Source organism: Pseudomonas helleri (genome assembly GCF_045830615.1).
GTDB lineage: Bacteria > Pseudomonadota > Gammaproteobacteria > Pseudomonadales > Pseudomonadaceae > Aquipseudomonas > Aquipseudomonas helleri.
This window is the reverse complement of record NZ_CP174501.1, coordinates 4,594,807-4,611,947: the sequence shown is the minus strand read 5'-3', so window position 1 is coordinate 4,611,947 and position 17,141 is coordinate 4,594,807. Positions and strand designations below refer to the sequence as shown.

General features: G+C 58.1%; 18 protein-coding genes and 1 tRNA gene. 6 read left to right on the top strand and 13 right to left on the bottom strand.

What is annotated here, in order from left to right; translation table 11 throughout:
• Nucleotides 1-58: 58 nt before the first annotated feature.
• The 8 genes from ychF to ACJJU9_RS20795 form a co-directional block, all read right to left on the bottom strand.
• Nucleotides 59-1,159 carry a redox-regulated ATPase YchF gene (gene ychF, locus ACJJU9_RS20830; RefSeq protein WP_407729423.1) on the bottom strand — a complete coding sequence of 367 codons (1,101 nt, stop codon included), beginning with the start codon at nucleotides 1,157-1,159 and terminating at the stop codon, nucleotides 59-61.
• Between the two features lie 23 nt (nucleotides 1,160-1,182).
• Entirely contained in the window at nucleotides 1,183-1,767 is a 585-nt protein-coding gene (gene pth / locus ACJJU9_RS20825) for an aminoacyl-tRNA hydrolase (RefSeq protein ID WP_048368414.1), read from the bottom strand.
• 165 nt (nucleotides 1,768-1,932) lie between these two features.
• A complete protein-coding gene (locus ACJJU9_RS20820) occupies nucleotides 1,933-2,523 on the bottom strand; it encodes a 50S ribosomal protein L25/general stress protein Ctc (RefSeq protein WP_048368413.1) in 591 nt (196 codons plus the stop codon).
• A gap of 139 nt (nucleotides 2,524-2,662) precedes the next feature.
• Nucleotides 2,663-3,604, bottom strand: coding sequence for a ribose-phosphate pyrophosphokinase (locus tag ACJJU9_RS20815; RefSeq protein ID WP_016971225.1), 942 nt, complete (start codon nucleotides 3,602-3,604; stop codon nucleotides 2,663-2,665).
• Nucleotides 3,605-3,649: 45 nt separating this feature from the next.
• A tRNA-Gln gene (locus tag ACJJU9_RS20810) sits at nucleotides 3,650-3,724 on the bottom strand.
• Between the two features lie 10 nt (nucleotides 3,725-3,734).
• Nucleotides 3,735-4,610 (bottom strand): 4-(cytidine 5'-diphospho)-2-C-methyl-D-erythritol kinase, encoded by an 876-nt coding sequence (ispE, locus tag ACJJU9_RS20805; RefSeq protein ID WP_407729422.1) that lies wholly within the window; start codon nucleotides 4,608-4,610, stop codon nucleotides 3,735-3,737.
• A gap of 1 nt (nucleotide 4,611) precedes the next feature.
• The gene (gene lolB, locus ACJJU9_RS20800; protein WP_048390560.1) at nucleotides 4,612-5,238 is read right to left on the bottom strand and encodes a lipoprotein insertase outer membrane protein LolB; all 627 of its coding nucleotides are present in this window, start codon (nucleotides 5,236-5,238) and stop codon (nucleotides 4,612-4,614) included.
• Nucleotides 5,239-5,241: 3 nt separating this feature from the next.
• Nucleotides 5,242-6,966, bottom strand: coding sequence for a tetratricopeptide repeat protein (locus ACJJU9_RS20795; protein WP_048368410.1), 1,725 nt, complete (start codon nucleotides 6,964-6,966; stop codon nucleotides 5,242-5,244).
• Nucleotides 6,967-7,188: 222 nt separating this feature from the next.
• Here ACJJU9_RS20795 and hemA point away from each other — a divergent pair, with 222 nt between their 5' ends.
• The 6 genes from hemA to ACJJU9_RS20765 all read left to right on the top strand — a co-directional run bounded on the left by hemA (nucleotide 7,189) and on the right by ACJJU9_RS20765 (nucleotide 12,555).
• Entirely contained in the window at nucleotides 7,189-8,475 is a 1,287-nt protein-coding gene (hemA, locus tag ACJJU9_RS20790) for a glutamyl-tRNA reductase (protein ID WP_048368409.1), read from the top strand.
• Nucleotides 8,475-9,557 (top strand): peptide chain release factor 1, encoded by a 1,083-nt coding sequence (prfA, locus tag ACJJU9_RS20785; protein WP_048390557.1) that lies wholly within the window; start codon nucleotides 8,475-8,477, stop codon nucleotides 9,555-9,557. The genes hemA and prfA overlap by 1 nt, the downstream gene beginning before the upstream one ends.
• Nucleotides 9,558-10,388 (top strand): peptide chain release factor N(5)-glutamine methyltransferase, encoded by an 831-nt coding sequence (prmC, locus tag ACJJU9_RS20780; RefSeq protein ID WP_331368364.1) that lies wholly within the window; start codon nucleotides 9,558-9,560, stop codon nucleotides 10,386-10,388.
• Complete coding sequence (locus ACJJU9_RS20775; protein ID WP_407729421.1) at nucleotides 10,382-11,137, top strand: molybdopterin-synthase adenylyltransferase MoeB; 756 nt, start codon at nucleotides 10,382-10,384, stop codon at nucleotides 11,135-11,137. The genes prmC and ACJJU9_RS20775 overlap by 7 nt, the downstream gene beginning before the upstream one ends.
• Complete coding sequence (murI, locus tag ACJJU9_RS20770; protein WP_407729420.1) at nucleotides 11,130-11,921, top strand: glutamate racemase; 792 nt, start codon at nucleotides 11,130-11,132, stop codon at nucleotides 11,919-11,921. Before ACJJU9_RS20775 ends, murI begins: the two co-directional genes overlap by 8 nt.
• A 115-nt stretch (nucleotides 11,922-12,036) precedes the next feature.
• The gene (locus ACJJU9_RS20765; protein WP_048390552.1) at nucleotides 12,037-12,555 is read left to right on the top strand and encodes an acyloxyacyl hydrolase; all 519 of its coding nucleotides are present in this window, start codon (nucleotides 12,037-12,039) and stop codon (nucleotides 12,553-12,555) included.
• A gap of 59 nt (nucleotides 12,556-12,614) precedes the next feature.
• Here ACJJU9_RS20765 and ACJJU9_RS20760 read toward each other — a convergent pair whose 3' ends face one another.
• The 5 genes from ACJJU9_RS20760 to ACJJU9_RS20740 all read right to left on the bottom strand — a co-directional run bounded on the left by ACJJU9_RS20760 (nucleotide 12,615) and on the right by ACJJU9_RS20740 (nucleotide 17,125).
• Complete coding sequence (locus ACJJU9_RS20760) at nucleotides 12,615-12,920, bottom strand: YkgJ family cysteine cluster protein (RefSeq protein ID WP_123749594.1); 306 nt, start codon at nucleotides 12,918-12,920, stop codon at nucleotides 12,615-12,617.
• Between the two features lie 71 nt (nucleotides 12,921-12,991).
• Nucleotides 12,992-13,762, bottom strand: a complete 771-nt coding sequence (locus ACJJU9_RS20755) for an SDR family oxidoreductase (RefSeq protein WP_314919096.1) — start codon at nucleotides 13,760-13,762, stop codon at nucleotides 12,992-12,994.
• A complete protein-coding gene (gene phrB, locus ACJJU9_RS20750; protein WP_407729419.1) occupies nucleotides 13,755-15,200 on the bottom strand; it encodes a deoxyribodipyrimidine photo-lyase in 1,446 nt (481 codons plus the stop codon). Before phrB ends, ACJJU9_RS20755 begins: the two co-directional genes overlap by 8 nt.
• Nucleotides 15,201-15,218: 18 nt before the next feature.
• Nucleotides 15,219-16,154, bottom strand: coding sequence for a MerR family transcriptional regulator (locus ACJJU9_RS20745; protein WP_407729418.1), 936 nt, complete (start codon nucleotides 16,152-16,154; stop codon nucleotides 15,219-15,221).
• 2 nt (nucleotides 16,155-16,156) lie between these two features.
• Complete coding sequence (locus ACJJU9_RS20740) at nucleotides 16,157-17,125, bottom strand: DUF523 and DUF1722 domain-containing protein (protein ID WP_153350726.1); 969 nt, start codon at nucleotides 17,123-17,125, stop codon at nucleotides 16,157-16,159.
• Between the last annotated feature and the right edge of the window lie 16 nt (nucleotides 17,126-17,141).

Genomic DNA, 17,141 nt, shown 5'->3' with positions numbered 1-17,141 from the left:
AAAACCCGGGCCAAAAAAAAACCGCGCCTGGGCGCGGTTTTTTTAGACGTGTGTGGGGTTACACGTTGAAGCGGAAGTGCAGGACGTCGCCGTCTTTAACGATGTAGTCCTTGCCTTCCAGACGCCATTTACCGGCTTCTTTTGCACCTGCTTCACCCTTGTACTGGATGAAGTCTTCGTAGGCGACGACTTCGGCGCGGATAAAGCCTTTCTCGAAGTCGGTGTGGATCACGCCAGCCGCTTGTGGAGCGGTAGCGCCTACTTTGACAGTCCAGGCGCGTACTTCTTGAATGCCTGCGGTGAAGTAGGTTTGCAGGTTGAGCATTTCGTAACCGGCACGGATCACACGGTTCAGGCCTGGCTCTTCAAGGCCCAGGGCCTCAAGGAACATGTCCTTTTCTTCGCCGTCTTCAAGCTCGGCAATTTCAGCTTCGATTTTGTTGCACACCGGAACAACGGTCGCGCCTTCTTCTTCGGCAATGGCTTTCACCACGTCGAGCAGCGGGTTGTTTTCAAAACCGTCTTCGGCCACGTTGGCGATGTACATCACCGGCTTGGTGGTCAGCAGGTGGAAGCCCTTGATGATTTGTTTCTCATCGGCGTCCATGTTCTTGATCAGGCTGCGTGCTGGCTTGCCCAGGGTGAAGTGGGCAATCAGTTGTTCCAGCAGGGCTTTTTGGGCAACCGCTTCTTTGTCGCCGCCTTTGGCGTTACGTGCGACTTTTTGCAGTTGCTTTTCGCAGCTGTCGAGGTCGGCGAAAATCAGCTCAAGGTCGATGATCTCGATGTCACGCTTGGGGTCGACGGTGTTGGAAACGTGGATCACGTTTTCGTCTTCAAAGCAGCGCACCACGTGAGCGATCGCGTCAGTCTCGCGGATGTTGGCCAGGAACTTGTTGCCCAGGCCTTCACCTTTGGATGCACCGGCTACCAGGCCCGCGATGTCAACGAACTCCATGGTGGTCGGCAGGATGCGATTCGGTTTAACGATCTCGGCCAGTGCTGCCAGACGCGGGTCGGGCATCGGCACGATGCCGGTGTTCGGCTCGATCGTGCAGAAGGGGAAGTTCTCCGCTGCAATGCCGGATTTGGTCAGGGCGTTGAACAGGGTGGACTTGCCGACGTTAGGCAGGCCGACGATGCCGCAGTTGAATCCCATGGTGTTTCCCCTCGGAAAAAGAGTCAGGCCTTCTGGCTGTGCAGGTTTTTCATCGCGCGGTTCCATTCACCGGCGAGGATATCCGGCAGCACGCCGAGGGCAAAATCGATGCTGGCGTCCAGTTTTTCCTGCTCGGCGCGTGGCGCTCGACCCAGAACAAAGTTGGACACCATGCTCGCGACGCCTGGGTGGCCAATGCCGAGCCGCAGACGGTAGAAATTATTGTTGTTTCCCAGTTGCGCAATGATGTCACGCAAGCCGTTATGACCTCCATGGCCGCCGCCCAGCTTGAGCTTGGCAACACCCGGTGGGAGATCGAGTTCGTCGTGGGCCACCAATATGGCTTCTGGCGCAATGCGGTAGAAGCCGGCAAGTGCCGCAACGGCCTGGCCGCTTCGGTTCATATAGGTGGTGGGAATCAACAGACGAACATCCTGACCCTGATGGCTAAAACGTCCGGTCAGGCCAAAATATTTACGATCAGCAACGAGATTGACCCCGTTTGCCGCCGCGAGGCGCTCAACAAAAAGGGCCCCTGCGTTATGCCGGGTCTGTTCGTATTCGGTGCCTGGATTTCCCAGGCCAACGATCAGTTTTATGGCGGTCACGACAAGGGCCCTTCTATAGAGTTATGGATCACATCGCCGCTAACGGTAGCGGCGAAAACAGACAAGAAAACGGGTTTACCTGAGTAAACTTCGCGATCTTGTCCGCTTTACTCGCTGCGTGTTAGCTCGCGATGTTTCTCAAAACTCCAACGACAGAGTAATGAATTACTCAGCGTCTGCTTCTGGTGCAACACGTGGAGCGTGAACGTTGGCTACAGCCAGGTCGTTACCGTGTGCCAGAGCTACGAACTCAACGCCTTTAGGAGCGGTGATGTCCGACAGGTGAATGATCGAGCCGATTTCGGCGTTAGCCAGATCAACTTCGATGAATTCAGGCAGGTCTTTTGGCAGGCAGGAAACTTCGATTTCCGCGATAACGTGCGAGATCTCGCCGCCTTTCTTAACCGGAGCAGCTTCACCAACAAAGTGAACTGGAACGATTGCAGTCAGCTTTTGACCAGCAACAACGCGTACGAAGTCAGCGTGCATCACGTGGCCTTTAGCCGGGTGACGTTGCAGAGCTTTGATGATCACGTTTTGCTTAACGCCGCCAACGGTCAGTTCGATAACGTGGCTGTAAGCAGCTTCGTTTTCGAGCAGTTTGGCAACTTCTTTAGCCAGCATGCTGATGGATTCAGGGGCTTTGTCGCCACCGTAAACTACAGCTGGAACCAGGCTTGCGAGACGACGCAGGCGGCGGCTCGCACCTTTCCCCAGGTCGGAACGCACTTCAGCATTCAGAGTAAAATCGTTCATGTTGTATCTCCAAAATATCCACACCCGCCCTAGCGTTTGCGACCAGCGCTATGGACGGTATGGGCAAAAAAGCCCCGCCCCAACAGGCTGTTGGGGCGGGGCGCTTTTCGTCAACGGATGTCAGAGCAGGGCAGGGCCCTTATCTGAACATCGCGCTGATCGATTCTTCGTTGCTGATGCGGCGAACCGCTTCAGCCACAACCGGTGCGATATCCAGTTGACGGATACGCGAACAGGCTTGTGCGGCGGCGGACAGCGGGATGGTGTTAGTCACCACCAGCTCATCCAGCACAGAGTTCTCGATATTCTCGATTGCCCGACCCGACAGCACAGGGTGTGTGCAGTAGGCGAACACTTTGGCAGCGCCATGCTCTTTCAAGGCTTTAGCCGCGTGGCACAGAGTGCCGGCGGTATCGACCATGTCGTCAACCAAAATACAGGTACGCCCTTCGACATCACCAATGATATGCATCACTTCGGAGTGATTGGCTTTCTCACGGCGTTTGTCGATGATCCCCAGATCCACGCCCAAGGATTTGGCAACAGCACGTGCACGCACGACGCCGCCGATATCCGGGGACACAATCATGAGGTTCTCAAAGCGCTGATCTTCGATGTCATCCACCAATACTGGGGAGCCGTAGATGTTATCTACAGGAATATCGAAGAAACCCTGAATTTGGTCAGCATGCAAATCAACCGTGAGAACACGGTCGATGCCGACTACGGTAAGCATGTCAGCAACAACTTTTGCGCTGATAGCCACACGTGCGGAACGCGGACGGCGATCCTGACGGGCATAACCAAAGTAAGGAATAACAGCAGTAATACGAGTTGCTGAGGAACGGCGGAAGGCATCAGCCATCACGACGAGTTCCATCAGGTTATCGTTGGTCGGAGCACAAGTCGGCTGAATAATGAAAACGTCTTTACCGCGAACATTTTCATTGATCTCAGCGGTAATCTCGCCGTCGGAAAACTTGCCGACAGAAATGTCACCGAGAGGGATATGCAGCTGACGTACGACACGCCGAGCCAGATCGGGGTTAGCGTTCCCCGTAAAGACCATCATCTTGGACACGCGCAGTACCTGAAGGCTGAGGGTAACCTGGATGAGTATAAGAAATGGCAGGGGCGGCTGGATTCGAACCAACGCATGGCAGGATCAAAACCTGCTGCCTTACCGCTTGGCGACGCCCCTGTATCTGTTGCTACGAGTACCGTGTACCCGTTTCCTTTGACAGATCTTGTAGCGTTCGATGCAACATCGAAACGTTGCTTCCTTTTGCTACAAACCCTGTAAGGGTCTCTGTAAGAAGGTGCAGCACTTTATCAGCACTTGCTTCGTTTGGGAAGGCCCCAAATATACAACTTCCAGTTCCAGTTAATTTTGCTTCGGTATATTTACCTAACAAATTCAAAGCGTTACGTACTTCTGGATAACGCTCCTTCACCACTGCTTCGCAGTCGTTTCGGCTGTTTCCCTTGGGAACGGGGCGCACTTTAATGGGCAAAGAGTCACGTGTCAACAAAGGATCTGAAAATATTTCTGCTGTGCTGACAGAGACTTGCGGCACAAGTACGACGTACCAGGGTTCTTCTGGCTCGACAGGGGTAAGAATTTCGCCCACGCCTTCTGCGAAAGCAGCGTGTCCACGGACGAAAACCGGAACATCGGCCCCCAGGCTCAGGCCCAGTGCTGCCAACCGGTCTTCAGTCCAGTTCAATTGCCAGAGATGGTTGAGGCCCAGCAAGGTGGTGGCCGCATTTGAACTGCCGCCGCCAATGCCGCCGCCCATGGGCAATATCTTTTTGATCCAGATATCGATGCCCAGCGGGCTGTTGGACTGTTGTTGCAGTTTTTTCGCCGCCTTGACGATCAGGTTGTCGTCGTGCGCCACACCGGCAAACTCGGTGTGCAGGCAAATCACCCCGTCGTCGCGTACGGCGAAGGTCATTTCATCGCCGTAATCGAGGAATTGAAACAGGGTTTGCAGTTCGTGATAGCCGTCTGCGCGACGACCCAAAATGTGCAGCATCAAGTTCAGTTTCGCCGGGGAGGGCAAAACCAGTGCCTCTTTTTGCATCTTATTGTCCCAACTGACGCGGTTGCCAATCTTTCACGACCAGCGTGACGTCCAGATCCGTGCCGTGCAGTTTGACCCGCTCCGGCAACCAAAAACCGTTTTGTTCGATGTAGCTCAGGTATTCGATCTGCCAGCCGTCCTGTTCCAGGCTGGCAAGGCGGCTGTCGGCGTTCAGGGTCACGCGGCTTTTGCTGTCGGGCGCGGGCAGCCCGCGAACCCACCAGACCAAATGCGACACCGGCAAGCTCCAGCCCAACTGCTCGCCGAGCAATTGTTCCGGGGTGGAGGCTTCATAGCGGCCCTGGTTGGCGACCTCAAGGCTGACATTGCCCGGGCGGCCAGTCAGGCGGGCGGCGCCTCGGCCCAGCGGGCCCGACAGGCGAATGTCGTAGTAGTCCTGGCGTTGCAGCCAAAATAAGGTCGCGCTGCCCGAATCTTTAGGGGCACGAATGCCGACCTTGCCGTTGATTTGCCAGCCGTCGAGTGCGCTCAGTTGCTGTTTATGCTGCGACCACAGGGCAGGGCTGCCGTGACCTTCGACCGATTCGCGAGCGCCGAAGCCCGCGCAACCGGCGAGCAGGGCGATCAGGCCAAAGGCGATGAGATGGCGTACATGACGAAAAAACATGATTTAAGGAGTCTCGGATCCGGTCAGGCGCAAGACGGTTTTGCGCAGAATAGGGCTGTCTGGGTTGTCCTTGAGGAACTGCCCCCAGAGTTTTTTGGCTTCACGCTGCTGGCCGCTCACCCACAACACTTCGCCTAAATGCGCGGCCACTTCTTGGTCGGGGAAGCGCTCCAGCGCCTGGCGCAGCAAACGTTCTGCTTCAGGCAAATTACCCAGGCGGAAGTTCACCCAGCCCAGGCTGTCGAGCACGGCCGGGTCTTCCGGGTTCAAATCGTAGGCTTGCTGGATGTATGTTTTGGCTTCGGCGTAGCGGGTGGTGCGGTCCGCAAGGGTGTAACCCAGCGCGTTCAAGGCCATGGCGTTGTCAGGTTCACGCTGGATAATGGCGCGCAAATCGGCCTCCATTTGCGGGAGGTCGTTACGTTTTTCGGCCAGCATGGCGCGTGAGTACAGCAGGTTCAGGTCGTCGGGGTATTGCTTGACCGCTTGTTGCAAGACGGCCCAGGCGCGATCGGTCTGATTGTTCGCCGACAGGGTTTCGGCTTCGATCAGGTACAGCTGAATCGCGTAGTCCGGCTGGGCGTCGCGGGCAGCCGCCAGTTTTTGCGAGGCTTCAGCGCCGCGGCCGTGGTTAATCAGGATGTCTGCCTGGCGCAATTGTGCAGGCAAATAATCATTACCTGGCTCTACCAACGCGTATTGAATCAATGCGCCTTGCGGGTCATTACGTTCTTCCGCAATGCGGCCCAGGTTCAAATGTGCCGAGTCGACATGGCTGTCGCGGTCGATCAGTTCTTGCAGATAGCCTTCGGCTTCGTCCCAGGACTTAAGCTCAAGGCACACCAGCGCCAAGGAGAAACGTAGCTCATCGTCTTCCGGGTACTGCTGAACCAGGCTGGCGAATTGCACTTTTGCCTGATCGATGCGGTTTTGCTCGACCAGCGTACGTGCATAAGTCAGGCCCAGGCGTTTGTCGTCCGGGTTGTCACGCATGGTTTTTTGCAGCAGCGGCAAGGCTTCGTCGCCACGGTTAAGGCTTTGCAGCAGGCGGGCGCGCAGCAGAATCGGGGCGATTTCACCGTCTTGCGGCGGATGTTGCTCCAGCAGTTTCAAGGCGCCGGCCGCGTCATCGTCCTGTTGCATCAACAAGGCTTTGCCGAAGATCAGTTGATCGTTGTCCGGGTGTCTGACCAACAGGCGATCAAAGTTTTTTTGCAGCCCGGCCCGGGTCTCGGGGTCTGTTTCGAGGGCCGACAAGGCTAAAAAGTCGAAGTGCGTGTCGCCTTTGGCCTGCAAGACTTTTTCCATGTAGGCCATGGAATCGTCGTAGCGACCGCTGCGCGCCAGTTGAATGGCCGCCGCGCGTTGCGCGTCCAGGTCGTCCGGTGCATTTCTGGCCCAGATCAGCACCGTGTCGAGGGCAGCCTGATCGGCGCCCAGGTATTCAGCGATACGAAACGCGCGCTCGGCGACGCCCGGATCCTGGGTGTTGATCGCCTGCGTCACGTAGTTATCGAGGGCGATATCCAGGCGATTGCGTTGGCCGGCCAACTCCGCGCTCAGCAGGCTGTACAGCGTGTCTTCGCTGAACGAGCCATAAACCGTGGGCTTTTCCGGGACGGTGGTAACGTCTTCTGCCGCGGACGAAGCATCCGGGGACGTGGGGGCCAGAGACTGGCAGCCACTGAGAACGACGAGAGCAAGGAGCAACGCGGAGGATCTATTCATATAAGAGAAAGGCGACTTACCTGCGGTCTGGGCATCATGACACATGCGATGGTGCAAACCATAACAGGTGCGACTATCGATAGAAGCGATATAAGGCTCTGATGATGCGAGGGAAGATGAGTTCAACAGACGTTAACTATAGAGACAATAGTCAGCAATGGTTGTTCTGAATCAGACGAAGTAGGACAATTGTCGGCTTCTCGTCACCATCAGCGATATTGAATGGCCTTCCTCGCACTCGGTATTAACCACAAGACTGCTTCAGTAGACGTCCGCGAGCGCGTGGCATTTACTCCAGAGCAGTTGGTTGAAGCCTTGCAGCAACTCTGCCGCCTCACCGACAGTCGCGAAGCTGCGATCCTCTCGACCTGCAATCGCAGTGAGCTTTATCTCGAACAAGACCAGCTCGGTGCTGAAGCCGTGCTGAAATGGCTGGCCGAATATCACGATTTGAACTACGAAGAGCTGCGGGCGTGTGCCTACATCCATGAGGATGATGCGGCCGTTCGTCACATGATGCGTGTGGCTTCGGGGCTCGATTCGCTGGTGTTGGGTGAGCCGCAAATTCTCGGCCAGATGAAATCTGCCTACGCCGTGGCGCGTGAGGCGGGTACTGTCGGGCCGCTATTGGGGCGTCTGTTCCAGGCCACGTTCAACTCGGCCAAGCAAGTGCGCACCGACACGGCGATTGGTGAAAACCCGGTGTCGGTGGCCTTTGCTGCGGTGAGCCTGGCCAAGCAGATTTTCAGCGACTTGCAGCGCAGTCAGGCACTACTGATCGGGGCGGGCGAGACCATCACCCTGGTCGCACGGCACCTGCATGATCTGGGGGTTAAACGCATCGTGGTGGCTAACCGTACCTTGGAGCGGGCCAGTACCCTGGCCGAGCAGTTCGGCGCCCATGCCGTGTTGTTGTCGGACATTCCACAAGAGCTGGTGCACAGCGACATCGTGATCAGCTCGACCGCCAGCCAATTGCCGATACTGGGCAAGGGCGCAGTTGAAAGTGCCTTGAAGCTGCGCAAGCACAAGCCTATTTTCATGGTCGACATTGCCGTTCCACGGGATATCGAGCCAGAAGTCGGCGAGTTGGACGACGTTTACCTCTACACCGTCGACGACTTGCACGAAGTGGTCGCAGAAAACCTCAAGAGCCGTCAGGGCGCGGCCCAGGCCGCTGAAGAGCTGGTGAGCATCGGCGCCGAAGATTTCATGGTGCGTTTGCGTGAGCTGGCGGCGGTTGATGTGCTTAAAGCCTATCGCCAGCAAGGCGAGCGCCTGCGCGATGAAGAATTGCAAAAAGCTCTGCGGATGATGGCCAATGGCAGCAATCCGCAAGACGTGCTGGTGCAACTGGCGCGTGGTTTAACCAATAAACTGCTTCACGCCCCCAGCGTGCAGCTTAAAAAGCTTTCCGCCGAAGGCCGCCTCGATGCGCTGGCCATGGCCCAAGAACTTTTTGCCCTCGGTGAGGGCTCATCGGATAGCTCTGCGGATAAAAAACTGTAATGAAAGCGTCACTGCTTAATAAGCTGGACATCCTCCGGGATCGATTTGAAGAATTGACCGCCTTGCTTGGCGATGGCGAGGTCATTTCTGATCAAACCAAGTTCCGCGCCTACTCCAAGGAGTACGCGGAGGTTGAGCCCATTGTTGCCGCCTACGTTAAGTGGCTCAAGGTGCAGGAAGACCTCGAAGGTGCCCAGGCGCTGCTCAAGGACAACGACCCTGACATGCGCGAAATGGCGGTTGAAGAAGTCCGCGAAGCCAAAGAACAGCTCATCGGGCTGGAAAAAGACCTGCAACGCATGCTCTTGCCCAAAGACCCGAACGACGGGCGTAACGTCTTCCTCGAAATTCGAGCGGGCACCGGCGGTGATGAAGCGGCTATTTTTGCTGGCGACCTGTTTCGCATGTACTCGCGTTACGCCGAGCGTCGTGGCTGGCGGGTCGAGATTTTGTCGGAAAGCATCGGCGAACATGGTGGCTATAAAGAAGTCATCGCCCGGGTCGAAGGCGACAATGTGTACGGCAAGCTGAAGTTCGAGTCCGGCGCCCACCGCGTACAGCGTGTGCCGGCCACCGAATCCCAGGGTCGTATCCATACGTCGGCCTGTACCGTTGCCGTTTTGCCTGAGCCTGACGAGCAAGAAGCGATCGAGATCAACCCGGCCGATTTGCGCGTCGACACCTACCGTTCCTCGGGGGCGGGTGGTCAGCACGTTAACAAAACCGACTCGGCCATTCGTATCACGCACTTGCCGACCGGCATCGTGGTCGAGTGTCAGGAAGAGCGTTCCCAGCATAAAAACCGGGCACGGGCGATGTCCTGGCTTTCAGCTAAATTGAATGACCAGCAAACCAGCGCCGCGGCCAACGCGATCGCCAGCGAGCGTAAATTGCTGGTGGGCTCGGGCGACCGTTCCGAGCGCATTCGCACCTACAACTTCGCGCAAGGCCGTGTCACAGACCATCGCGTCAACTTGACCTTGTATTCACTGGATGAAGTATTGGCCGGCGGTGTTGATGCCGTTATTGAGCCATTGTTAGCGGAATATCAGGCTGACCAACTGACAGCCCTGGGTGAATAAATGACCATTATTGCCAGTTTGTTACGTGCCGCTGAATTGCCCGACTCGCCCACCGCCCGTCTTGATGCGGAGCTGTTGCTGGCGGCCGCGCTGGGCAAACCGCGCAGTTACCTGCACACGTGGCCAGAAAAAATCGTCAGCAGCGAAGCCGCGTCGACCTTTTCAGACTTCTTGCAGCGCCGTCGCCAAGGTGAACCGGTTGCCTATATTTTGGGCCAGCAAGGGTTTTGGAAGCTCGACCTGGAAGTCGCGCCGCACACCTTGATCCCGCGCCCGGACACCGAGCTGCTGGTTGAAACGGCATTGGCGTTGCTGCCCCAGACCCCGGCCAAAGTGCTGGACCTGGGCACCGGCAGCGGGGCGATTGCCCTCGCGCTGGCCAGTGAGCGTGGCGCCTGGCAGGTGACCGCGGTCGACCGCGTGCCTGAAGCTGTGGCGCTGGCCGAACGCAACCGCCAGCGTTTGCAACTGGCCAACGTCAGCGTGCTGCAAAGCCACTGGTTCAGCGCTCTGGCCGACCAGTGCTTTGACCTGATCATCAGCAACCCGCCCTACATCGCCGCAGGTGACTCGCACCTGGCCGAAGGCGACGTACGCTTCGAGCCTGAAAGTGCGCTGGTGGCCGGTGCTGACGGTCTGGATGACATTCGCCACATCATTGCCCAAGCCCCGCTGCATTTAAATGCCGGTGGCTGGTTGATGCTTGAGCACGGCTACGACCAGGCGGCTGCGGTTCGTGAGCTGCTGCAAGGCGCGGGCTTTGAACAGGTAGAAAGCCGCAAAGACCTGGGCGCCCACGAACGCATTACCCTGGGCCGCCTGCCGTGCTGACCGATGAGGAGCTGTTGCGCTATAGCCGACAGATCCTGTTGCAACAGGTCGACATCGACGGCCAGCTCAAGCTGAAAAACAGCCGTGCGCTGATTGTCGGTCTGGGCGGGCTGGGTTCGCCGGTGGCGCTGTACCTGGCGGCAGCGGGGGTGGGTGAGTTGCACGTGGCTGATTTCGACAGCGTCGACGTGACCAACCTGCAACGCCAGATCATCCACGACAGCGCCAATGTCGGCGAAAGCAAGGTCGACTCGGCCATGCGCCGTCTTCGTCTGCTGAACCCGCACATCAAACTGGTTGCCCATCGCTCGGCGCTAGATGCCGACTCGCTGGCCGAGGCCGTGTCCGCGGTAGACGTGGTGCTCGATTGCTGTGACAACTTTGGCACCCGCGAGGCCGTCAACCGCGCCTGTGTCGCGGCGCACAAGCCACTGGTTAGCGGTGCGGCGATTCGCCTTGAGGGGCAGTTATCGGTTTTTGACCCGCGCCAGCCCGCGAGTCCGTGTTACCACTGTTTATATGGGCACGGCAGCGACGAAGAGCTGACCTGCAGCGAAGCCGGTGTCATCGGCCCGCTGGTGGGGCTGGTCGGCAGCCTGCAAGCGCTGGAGGCACTCAAGCTGCTGGCCGGTTTTGGCGAGCCACTGGTGGGGCGACTGTTATTGATTGACGCCGTGACCACGCGTTTTCGCGAGTTGCGGGTCAAGCGCGACCCGGCTTGTAGCGTGTGTGGGGCTGGCCATGAGTGAAGCGCCGATTGGTGTGTTCGATTCCGGCGTCGGCGGTTTGTCGGTGTTGCGTGAGATCAACCAATTGTTGCCCAACGAATCGCTGCTCTATGTCGGCGACTGCGGGCATATTCCCTACGGCGAAAAAAGCCCCGAGTTCATTCGTGAACGCTGCGCGATCATGGCTGAGTTTTTCCAGCGTGAAGGGGCCAAGGCCTTGGTGCTGGCGTGCAACACAGCGACCGTGGCGGCTGTGGCAGATTTGCGTCAGCGCTACCCCGACTGGCCCATGGTCGGCATGGAACCCGCGGTAAAACCCGCTGCCGCCGCCACCCGCAGTGGCGTGGTCGGCGTGCTCGCCACCACCGGCACCTTGCAGAGTGCCAAGTTCGCCGCCTTGCTCGACCGTTTCGCCAGCACCGTAAAGGTCATCACCCAGCCGTGCCCCGGCCTGGTGGAATTGATCGAAACCGGCGATCTGAGCAGCGAGGCCTTGCGCACGATGCTGCGCGGCTATGTCGAGCCGCTGCTGGTCGCCGGCTGCGACACCATTATTCTGGGCTGCACGCATTACCCCTTCCTCAAGCCTTTGCTCAGCCAAATGCTCCCACCGTCGATCGTCTTGATCGACACCGGCGCCGCCGTGGCCCGCCAACTGCAACGCTTATTGGACGAGCGCGGCCTGTTGGCGAGCGGTCCTGCGCGGGAAACGCAGCTATGGACCAGCGCGTCCCCCGAGTCCCTAAGAAATATCCTTCATGTGTTGTGGAATAAATCTGGTCTTGTGCGAAGCTTCGATCTGTAAGAAAACATGAAGAGCATTTGAGTCGTTGAACTTTCTCAGGGGCTGGAGATTCATACTCATCGGTTTGATGAGGTACATAAAAATTAAGATCGGCATACGAAAATAGGATTTTCATATGAAACGTTTGATTGGCTTGGTGGCGCTGGCAACGGCCGCTCTGGGGTATAGCTATACGGCACAAGCGGCCGGCATTGAATTCGGTGTGGGGCACACCAGTGAGTCCACGATGACCTATCGTCTGGGCTTGAATTCAAATTGGGACAAAAGCTGGCTGCAAAGTGACGTCGGTCGTTTGACCGGTTACTGGAGCGGCGCTTACACCTACTGGGAAGGCGACAAGTCTTCGGCGAACAACAGCCTGTCGTTCTCACCTGTCTTTGTGTACGAATTTGCTGGCGAAACGGTCAAGCCTTACCTGGAGGCCGGTATCGGCGTGGCGGTGTTTGGCCACACCGAGGTTGAGAGCAACAAATTGGGCACGGCGTTCCAGTTTGAAGACCGCTTGGGCTTTGGCCTGCGCTTTGCCGGTGGGCATGAAGTCGGCATTCGCGCGATGCACTACTCCAATGCCGGGTTGTCCAGCACCAATGACGGCGTAGAAAGCTACTCGCTGCACTACACCCTCCCGCTGTAACCACCCCTGTAGGAGCGAGCTCGCCTCGCGATCTTTTGATCTTAAAAAGACGCTCGCTCCTACACGTACGCCGTGGAAATCCCCTGGCGTTCATTCAGGCATTCAACGTCGCCCATCTCGAATTCTCGACAAATCAGCGGGCGCTGTTCGTAGATCGTGCACATCATGGTGTTGCGATCCAGCGCAGCACACCAGCCATCGTCCAGTCTGAGCATCACCTCACCGCCCCAGTCATCGTTGTCGATAAAACGCTCGGGCACACCGGTGTCGGTGATCAGCATCACTTCCAGTTGGCAGCAACAGGCTGCGCACGTTGAACAGGTAACGGCGGGTTCGGTAATGTCGGTCAGGGCGATGTTGGTCATAGGCGCGCAGTGTAAGGCACAGCTGCGCTCAGGTGTGAACCCGCTGATCAATCACCCGCAGCCCTACTGGCTTAGAGCGAGGTCTCGCCCTGGCGGCGTGACAGGCGCTTGGCCAGTGCAACCTGCACGCGTTTTGGCAGGGTGGCCAGCAGGTTGAGCAGTTTTAGCAAGCGGGTCGGGAACACGACCTCCCGTGGCCGTTTTTGCAACTGCTGGCAGATGTACGCAGCAGCTTTAGAGGCAGGCCAGCGGCCCTGTATCGACAGCTCAGGGTTTTCTGCCCGCGACGTATCGACAAAGCCTGGGCTGACCAAGGTCACATCAATGCCTTCGTCGGCCAGATCAACCCGCAGTGATTCGAGCAAGTAACGCAGCCCCGACTTTGCCGCACCAAAAGCTTGTGCCCGGCGCTGCGGCGAGGCCGTGACCGCACTGACTACGCCCACCAGATGCGGTGTGCGTCCGGCGCGCAGCAAGGGCAGCGCGCTTTCAATGCAATAACTGCTGGCCAGCAAGTTGGTGCACACCGAGCGCTCGATCACCCGCGCATCAAATTGACTGACATCGACATATTCACAGGTCCCGGCGCTCAGGATGACCGTGTCCAGGGCGCCCCAGCTTTGCGCGATGGTCATGCCGATTTCACGCACTTGCAGATGGTCGGTCAGGTCGCCGGGTACCAGCAACACCTGGCCAGGGAAGCGTTCAGACAACGCCACCAGCGGGCCCAGGGTACGGGCGGTCAAGGCAAGGCGGGCGCCACGTTGCAGCAGCTCTTTTGCCATGTGCGCGCCAATACCGCTGCTGGCGCCGGTTAACCAGATGCGACGACCTTCAATCATGTTCCACCTCGAGAAGTTGTCGTGAAGGCAGGCTTTTGAAGGCGCTGAGGGCGCGTTCTCGGCTTTTCTTCAGATCGACAATGGGCGCAGGGTAATTGGCTACACCAAACAGGCCGCCAGCAGAGGCCGGGTTGTGCACTTCTTTTTTATTCAGTGCAGCGAGCTCGGGCAACCAGTGCTTGATGAATTGCCCTTCAGAATCGAAGCGCTCGGACTGGCTTAACGGGTTGAAAATTCTGAAATATGGAACGGAGTCTGTACCGGTTGACGCGCTCCACTGCCAGCCGCCGTTGTTGGCCGCGAGGTCGCCATCAATCAAATGACGCATGAAAAAACGCTCGCCTTCGCGCCAGTCGATCAACAGGTTTTTGGTCAGGAACATCGCCACCACCATGCGCAGGCGGTTGTGCATCCAGCCGGTGGCCAGCAGTTGGCGGATCGCCGCGTCGACAATCGGCACGCCGGTACGGCCTTCTTGCCAGGCGGCCAGTTCGGCCGGGGCGTTACGCCAAGGCAAATATTCGGTTTCTGGCTTGAAGGCGCGGTGCCGTGAGACACGCGGGAAGCCCACCAGCACATGTTTGTAGAACTCGCGCCAGAGCAGTTCGTTGATCCAGGTGAAGACGCCAGGGCTACCGCTTTCGAACTCGCCGTTGTTGCTGCCCAGCGCCGCATGCAAGCACTGGCGAGGCGAAAGAACGCCTGCGGCCAAATAAGTGGATAGCTGGCTGGTGCCCGGCTTGGCGGGTAAATCGCGCTCGTCCTGGTAATAGTGAATTTGTTCACTGGTAAAGCGCGCCAAACGCTCATGGGCTTCGTCTTCACCGGCGGGCCAGAGATCACGCAGAGCCTGGGGCGGTGTTTCAAAGCCGGAGATGGCCTGCGGCACGCTATCGCGTTTGATCAGCAGGGCCGCTTGCGCTTTGGGCGCCGCGACGGTTTTCGGCAGGGCCATGTGCAGGCGGTTGTAGCAGAGCCGACGGAACTGGGTGAACACCTTAAAATACGAACCGGACTGCGTCAGTAGGCTGCCGGGCGCAAACAGTAGCTGGTCCAGATAGCTGTGAAAGCCGATGCCTTGGGCCTTAAGTGCGTCGGCAACAGCCTGGTCGCGACGGGTTTCGTGGATGCCGTATTCCTCGTTGACGTGCACGTCATCAATGCCCAATTGCTGGCACAACTCAAGCAGCACAGCAGGCGCCTGATTCCAGGTGTCGGCGGTGCGGATAAGCAGCGGGATGTTCAACCGTTGCAGGCTGTCGCTCAAGGTGCGCAGGTTGCGCAGCCAGAAATCGACTTTGCAGGGAGCATCGTCGTGCGCCAGCCATTGCTCAGGGCTGATCAGGTACACAGCCACGGTCGGACCGCGCTCGGCACTGGCGCTCAGGGCGGTGTTGTCATGTTGGCGCAAATCGCTGCGTAACCACAAAAGTTGCATGTCTGTTCCTTGAAAACACTAAAAGAGGCGAAGTTGGCTCAGGCGTTGATGGGCTTCAATGGGGTCCTTTGCCAAAGACAAACCCGCGCTTTCAGCGCTGGATACCGCTAATTCGTCGTTGTGGATGGACACCGAGGGCCCGGCAATCAACACCGGGCAAGTGATCGCGCTTAACAGTTTTGGCAGTTGTTGCAGGTTCAACGGTTTGCTCGAATACAGCACCACCGCGCGCGCGTTGAGCCGCTCGACAGCCACCGCCAGCTCACTGCCGGGCACCTGGGCGTCGAACACTTCAACCGGGCAATGGCTGCTGCTGACCATCAGGGCGGTAAGCCACAGATGGGGCTCGAATGGCCTGTCTGACTGGTTGATCAGCAGCACTGGCGGGCCGCTGAGGGAGCGGTTGTTGTGGTAAATCCGCGCGCCCAATTTGCTGCGCAGCCAGGACTCAAAAAATACGCGTTCCAGTTGCGCGCCGAATTGGCCGTGCCAGTGTTGTTCCAGCTCGCTGATCAGCGGCATTAACAGGTGTTCGCACAATGGCTGGGCCGGGTACAACGACATGACCTGGTTGAAGTTGTCATCAAGGCGGCGTTCCGCCAGTTCGCGGATCGCCAGGGTCAACGCTTGGCGCCATGCCTGCCAATCATTGTCGGCAGGCTCATGGTAAGAGGGGGCCGAGTCGAGCAGCGGTTTGATCTGGCTGACCGAAACCCCGCGGTTGAGCCAGGTCAGAATGCGCCGAATACGCAGCACATGGTCGGTAGAGAACAGGCGATGCCCTTTGGCGGTACGAAAGGGCACGATCAGGCCGTACCGGCGCTCCCAGGCACGCAGCGTGACGGCGTTGACACCGGTCATGCGGGCGACTTCGCGGATCGGTATCCAGCCTTCAGCCAGGGCTTTGCTGTAGTCCGAGTCGGGTGTGTTGGACATGATCAGGTCATCATTCATTGTCAGATAGCATTACGCAGGCTGAGGTTTTCAGGGTGCGGTTGCAGGTAGACCTGCCGCGAGATGTATAGGTCCGGGTGCTGACGGAAGTGATGCTTGAGCAGGGTCAGCGGCACCACCAGCGGCACAATGCCCTTGAGGTACTGGCTGATCAGTTGCTGCATTTCCTGTTTGTCTTCAGGGCTGATGGAGCGCTTGAGGTAGCCGCTCAGGTGTTGCAGCACGTTGGTGTGCGTGCGCCGCGTGGCGCACTTTTTCAGCGCTTTCATCAATTCGCTGAAATAGAGCGGGGCGATGTCTCGCGGGTCTTGCTTGCCGAGATTGCCCAGCAGGTTACCCAGCGCCTTGTATTGCACCGGGCTGTTGGCCATGAGCTGATATTTGTAACGGGCGTGGTATTCGGTGAGCGAGCGGCGCGTGATGCCTTGCTTGAGCAAGGCTTGCCAGTCGCTGTAGGCGTACACCCGGGTCAGGAAGTTTTCACGCAGCACCGGGTCATTCAGGCGACCGTCTTCTTCCACGGGCAAATCCGGGTGCGCCGCGCAAAACGCCTGGGCATAAATGCCACGGCCGCTCAATTCGGCAGGGCGACCGCCGTCCTGGTACACCTTGACCCGCTCAAGCCCGCACGATGGCGACTTTTGCATAAATATGTAGCCACAAATGTCGGTATGCGCCGCGGCCATTTCGACGCCGTAATCGTGTAACGGCCGGGTAACGTTCAGTTGGTTATCGACACTGCCGACAGCCTGTGGCTGCGCCGGGTCGCCGACCAGCCGTATGGCCTGGCGGGGAGTGCCCAGGCCAATGGCAACCTCGGGGCATAGCGGTACAAATTCAAAATGCTCGCTCAGGGTCTGACTGCACAGCCGCGATTCCTTGTGCCCACCATTGAAGCGAACCTCGGCGCCCAGCAAGCAGGCACTGATGGCAATTTTTGGTTTGTGCTGGCAAGAAGCAGTGCTGCCCATGTGACGAACCTCCAAG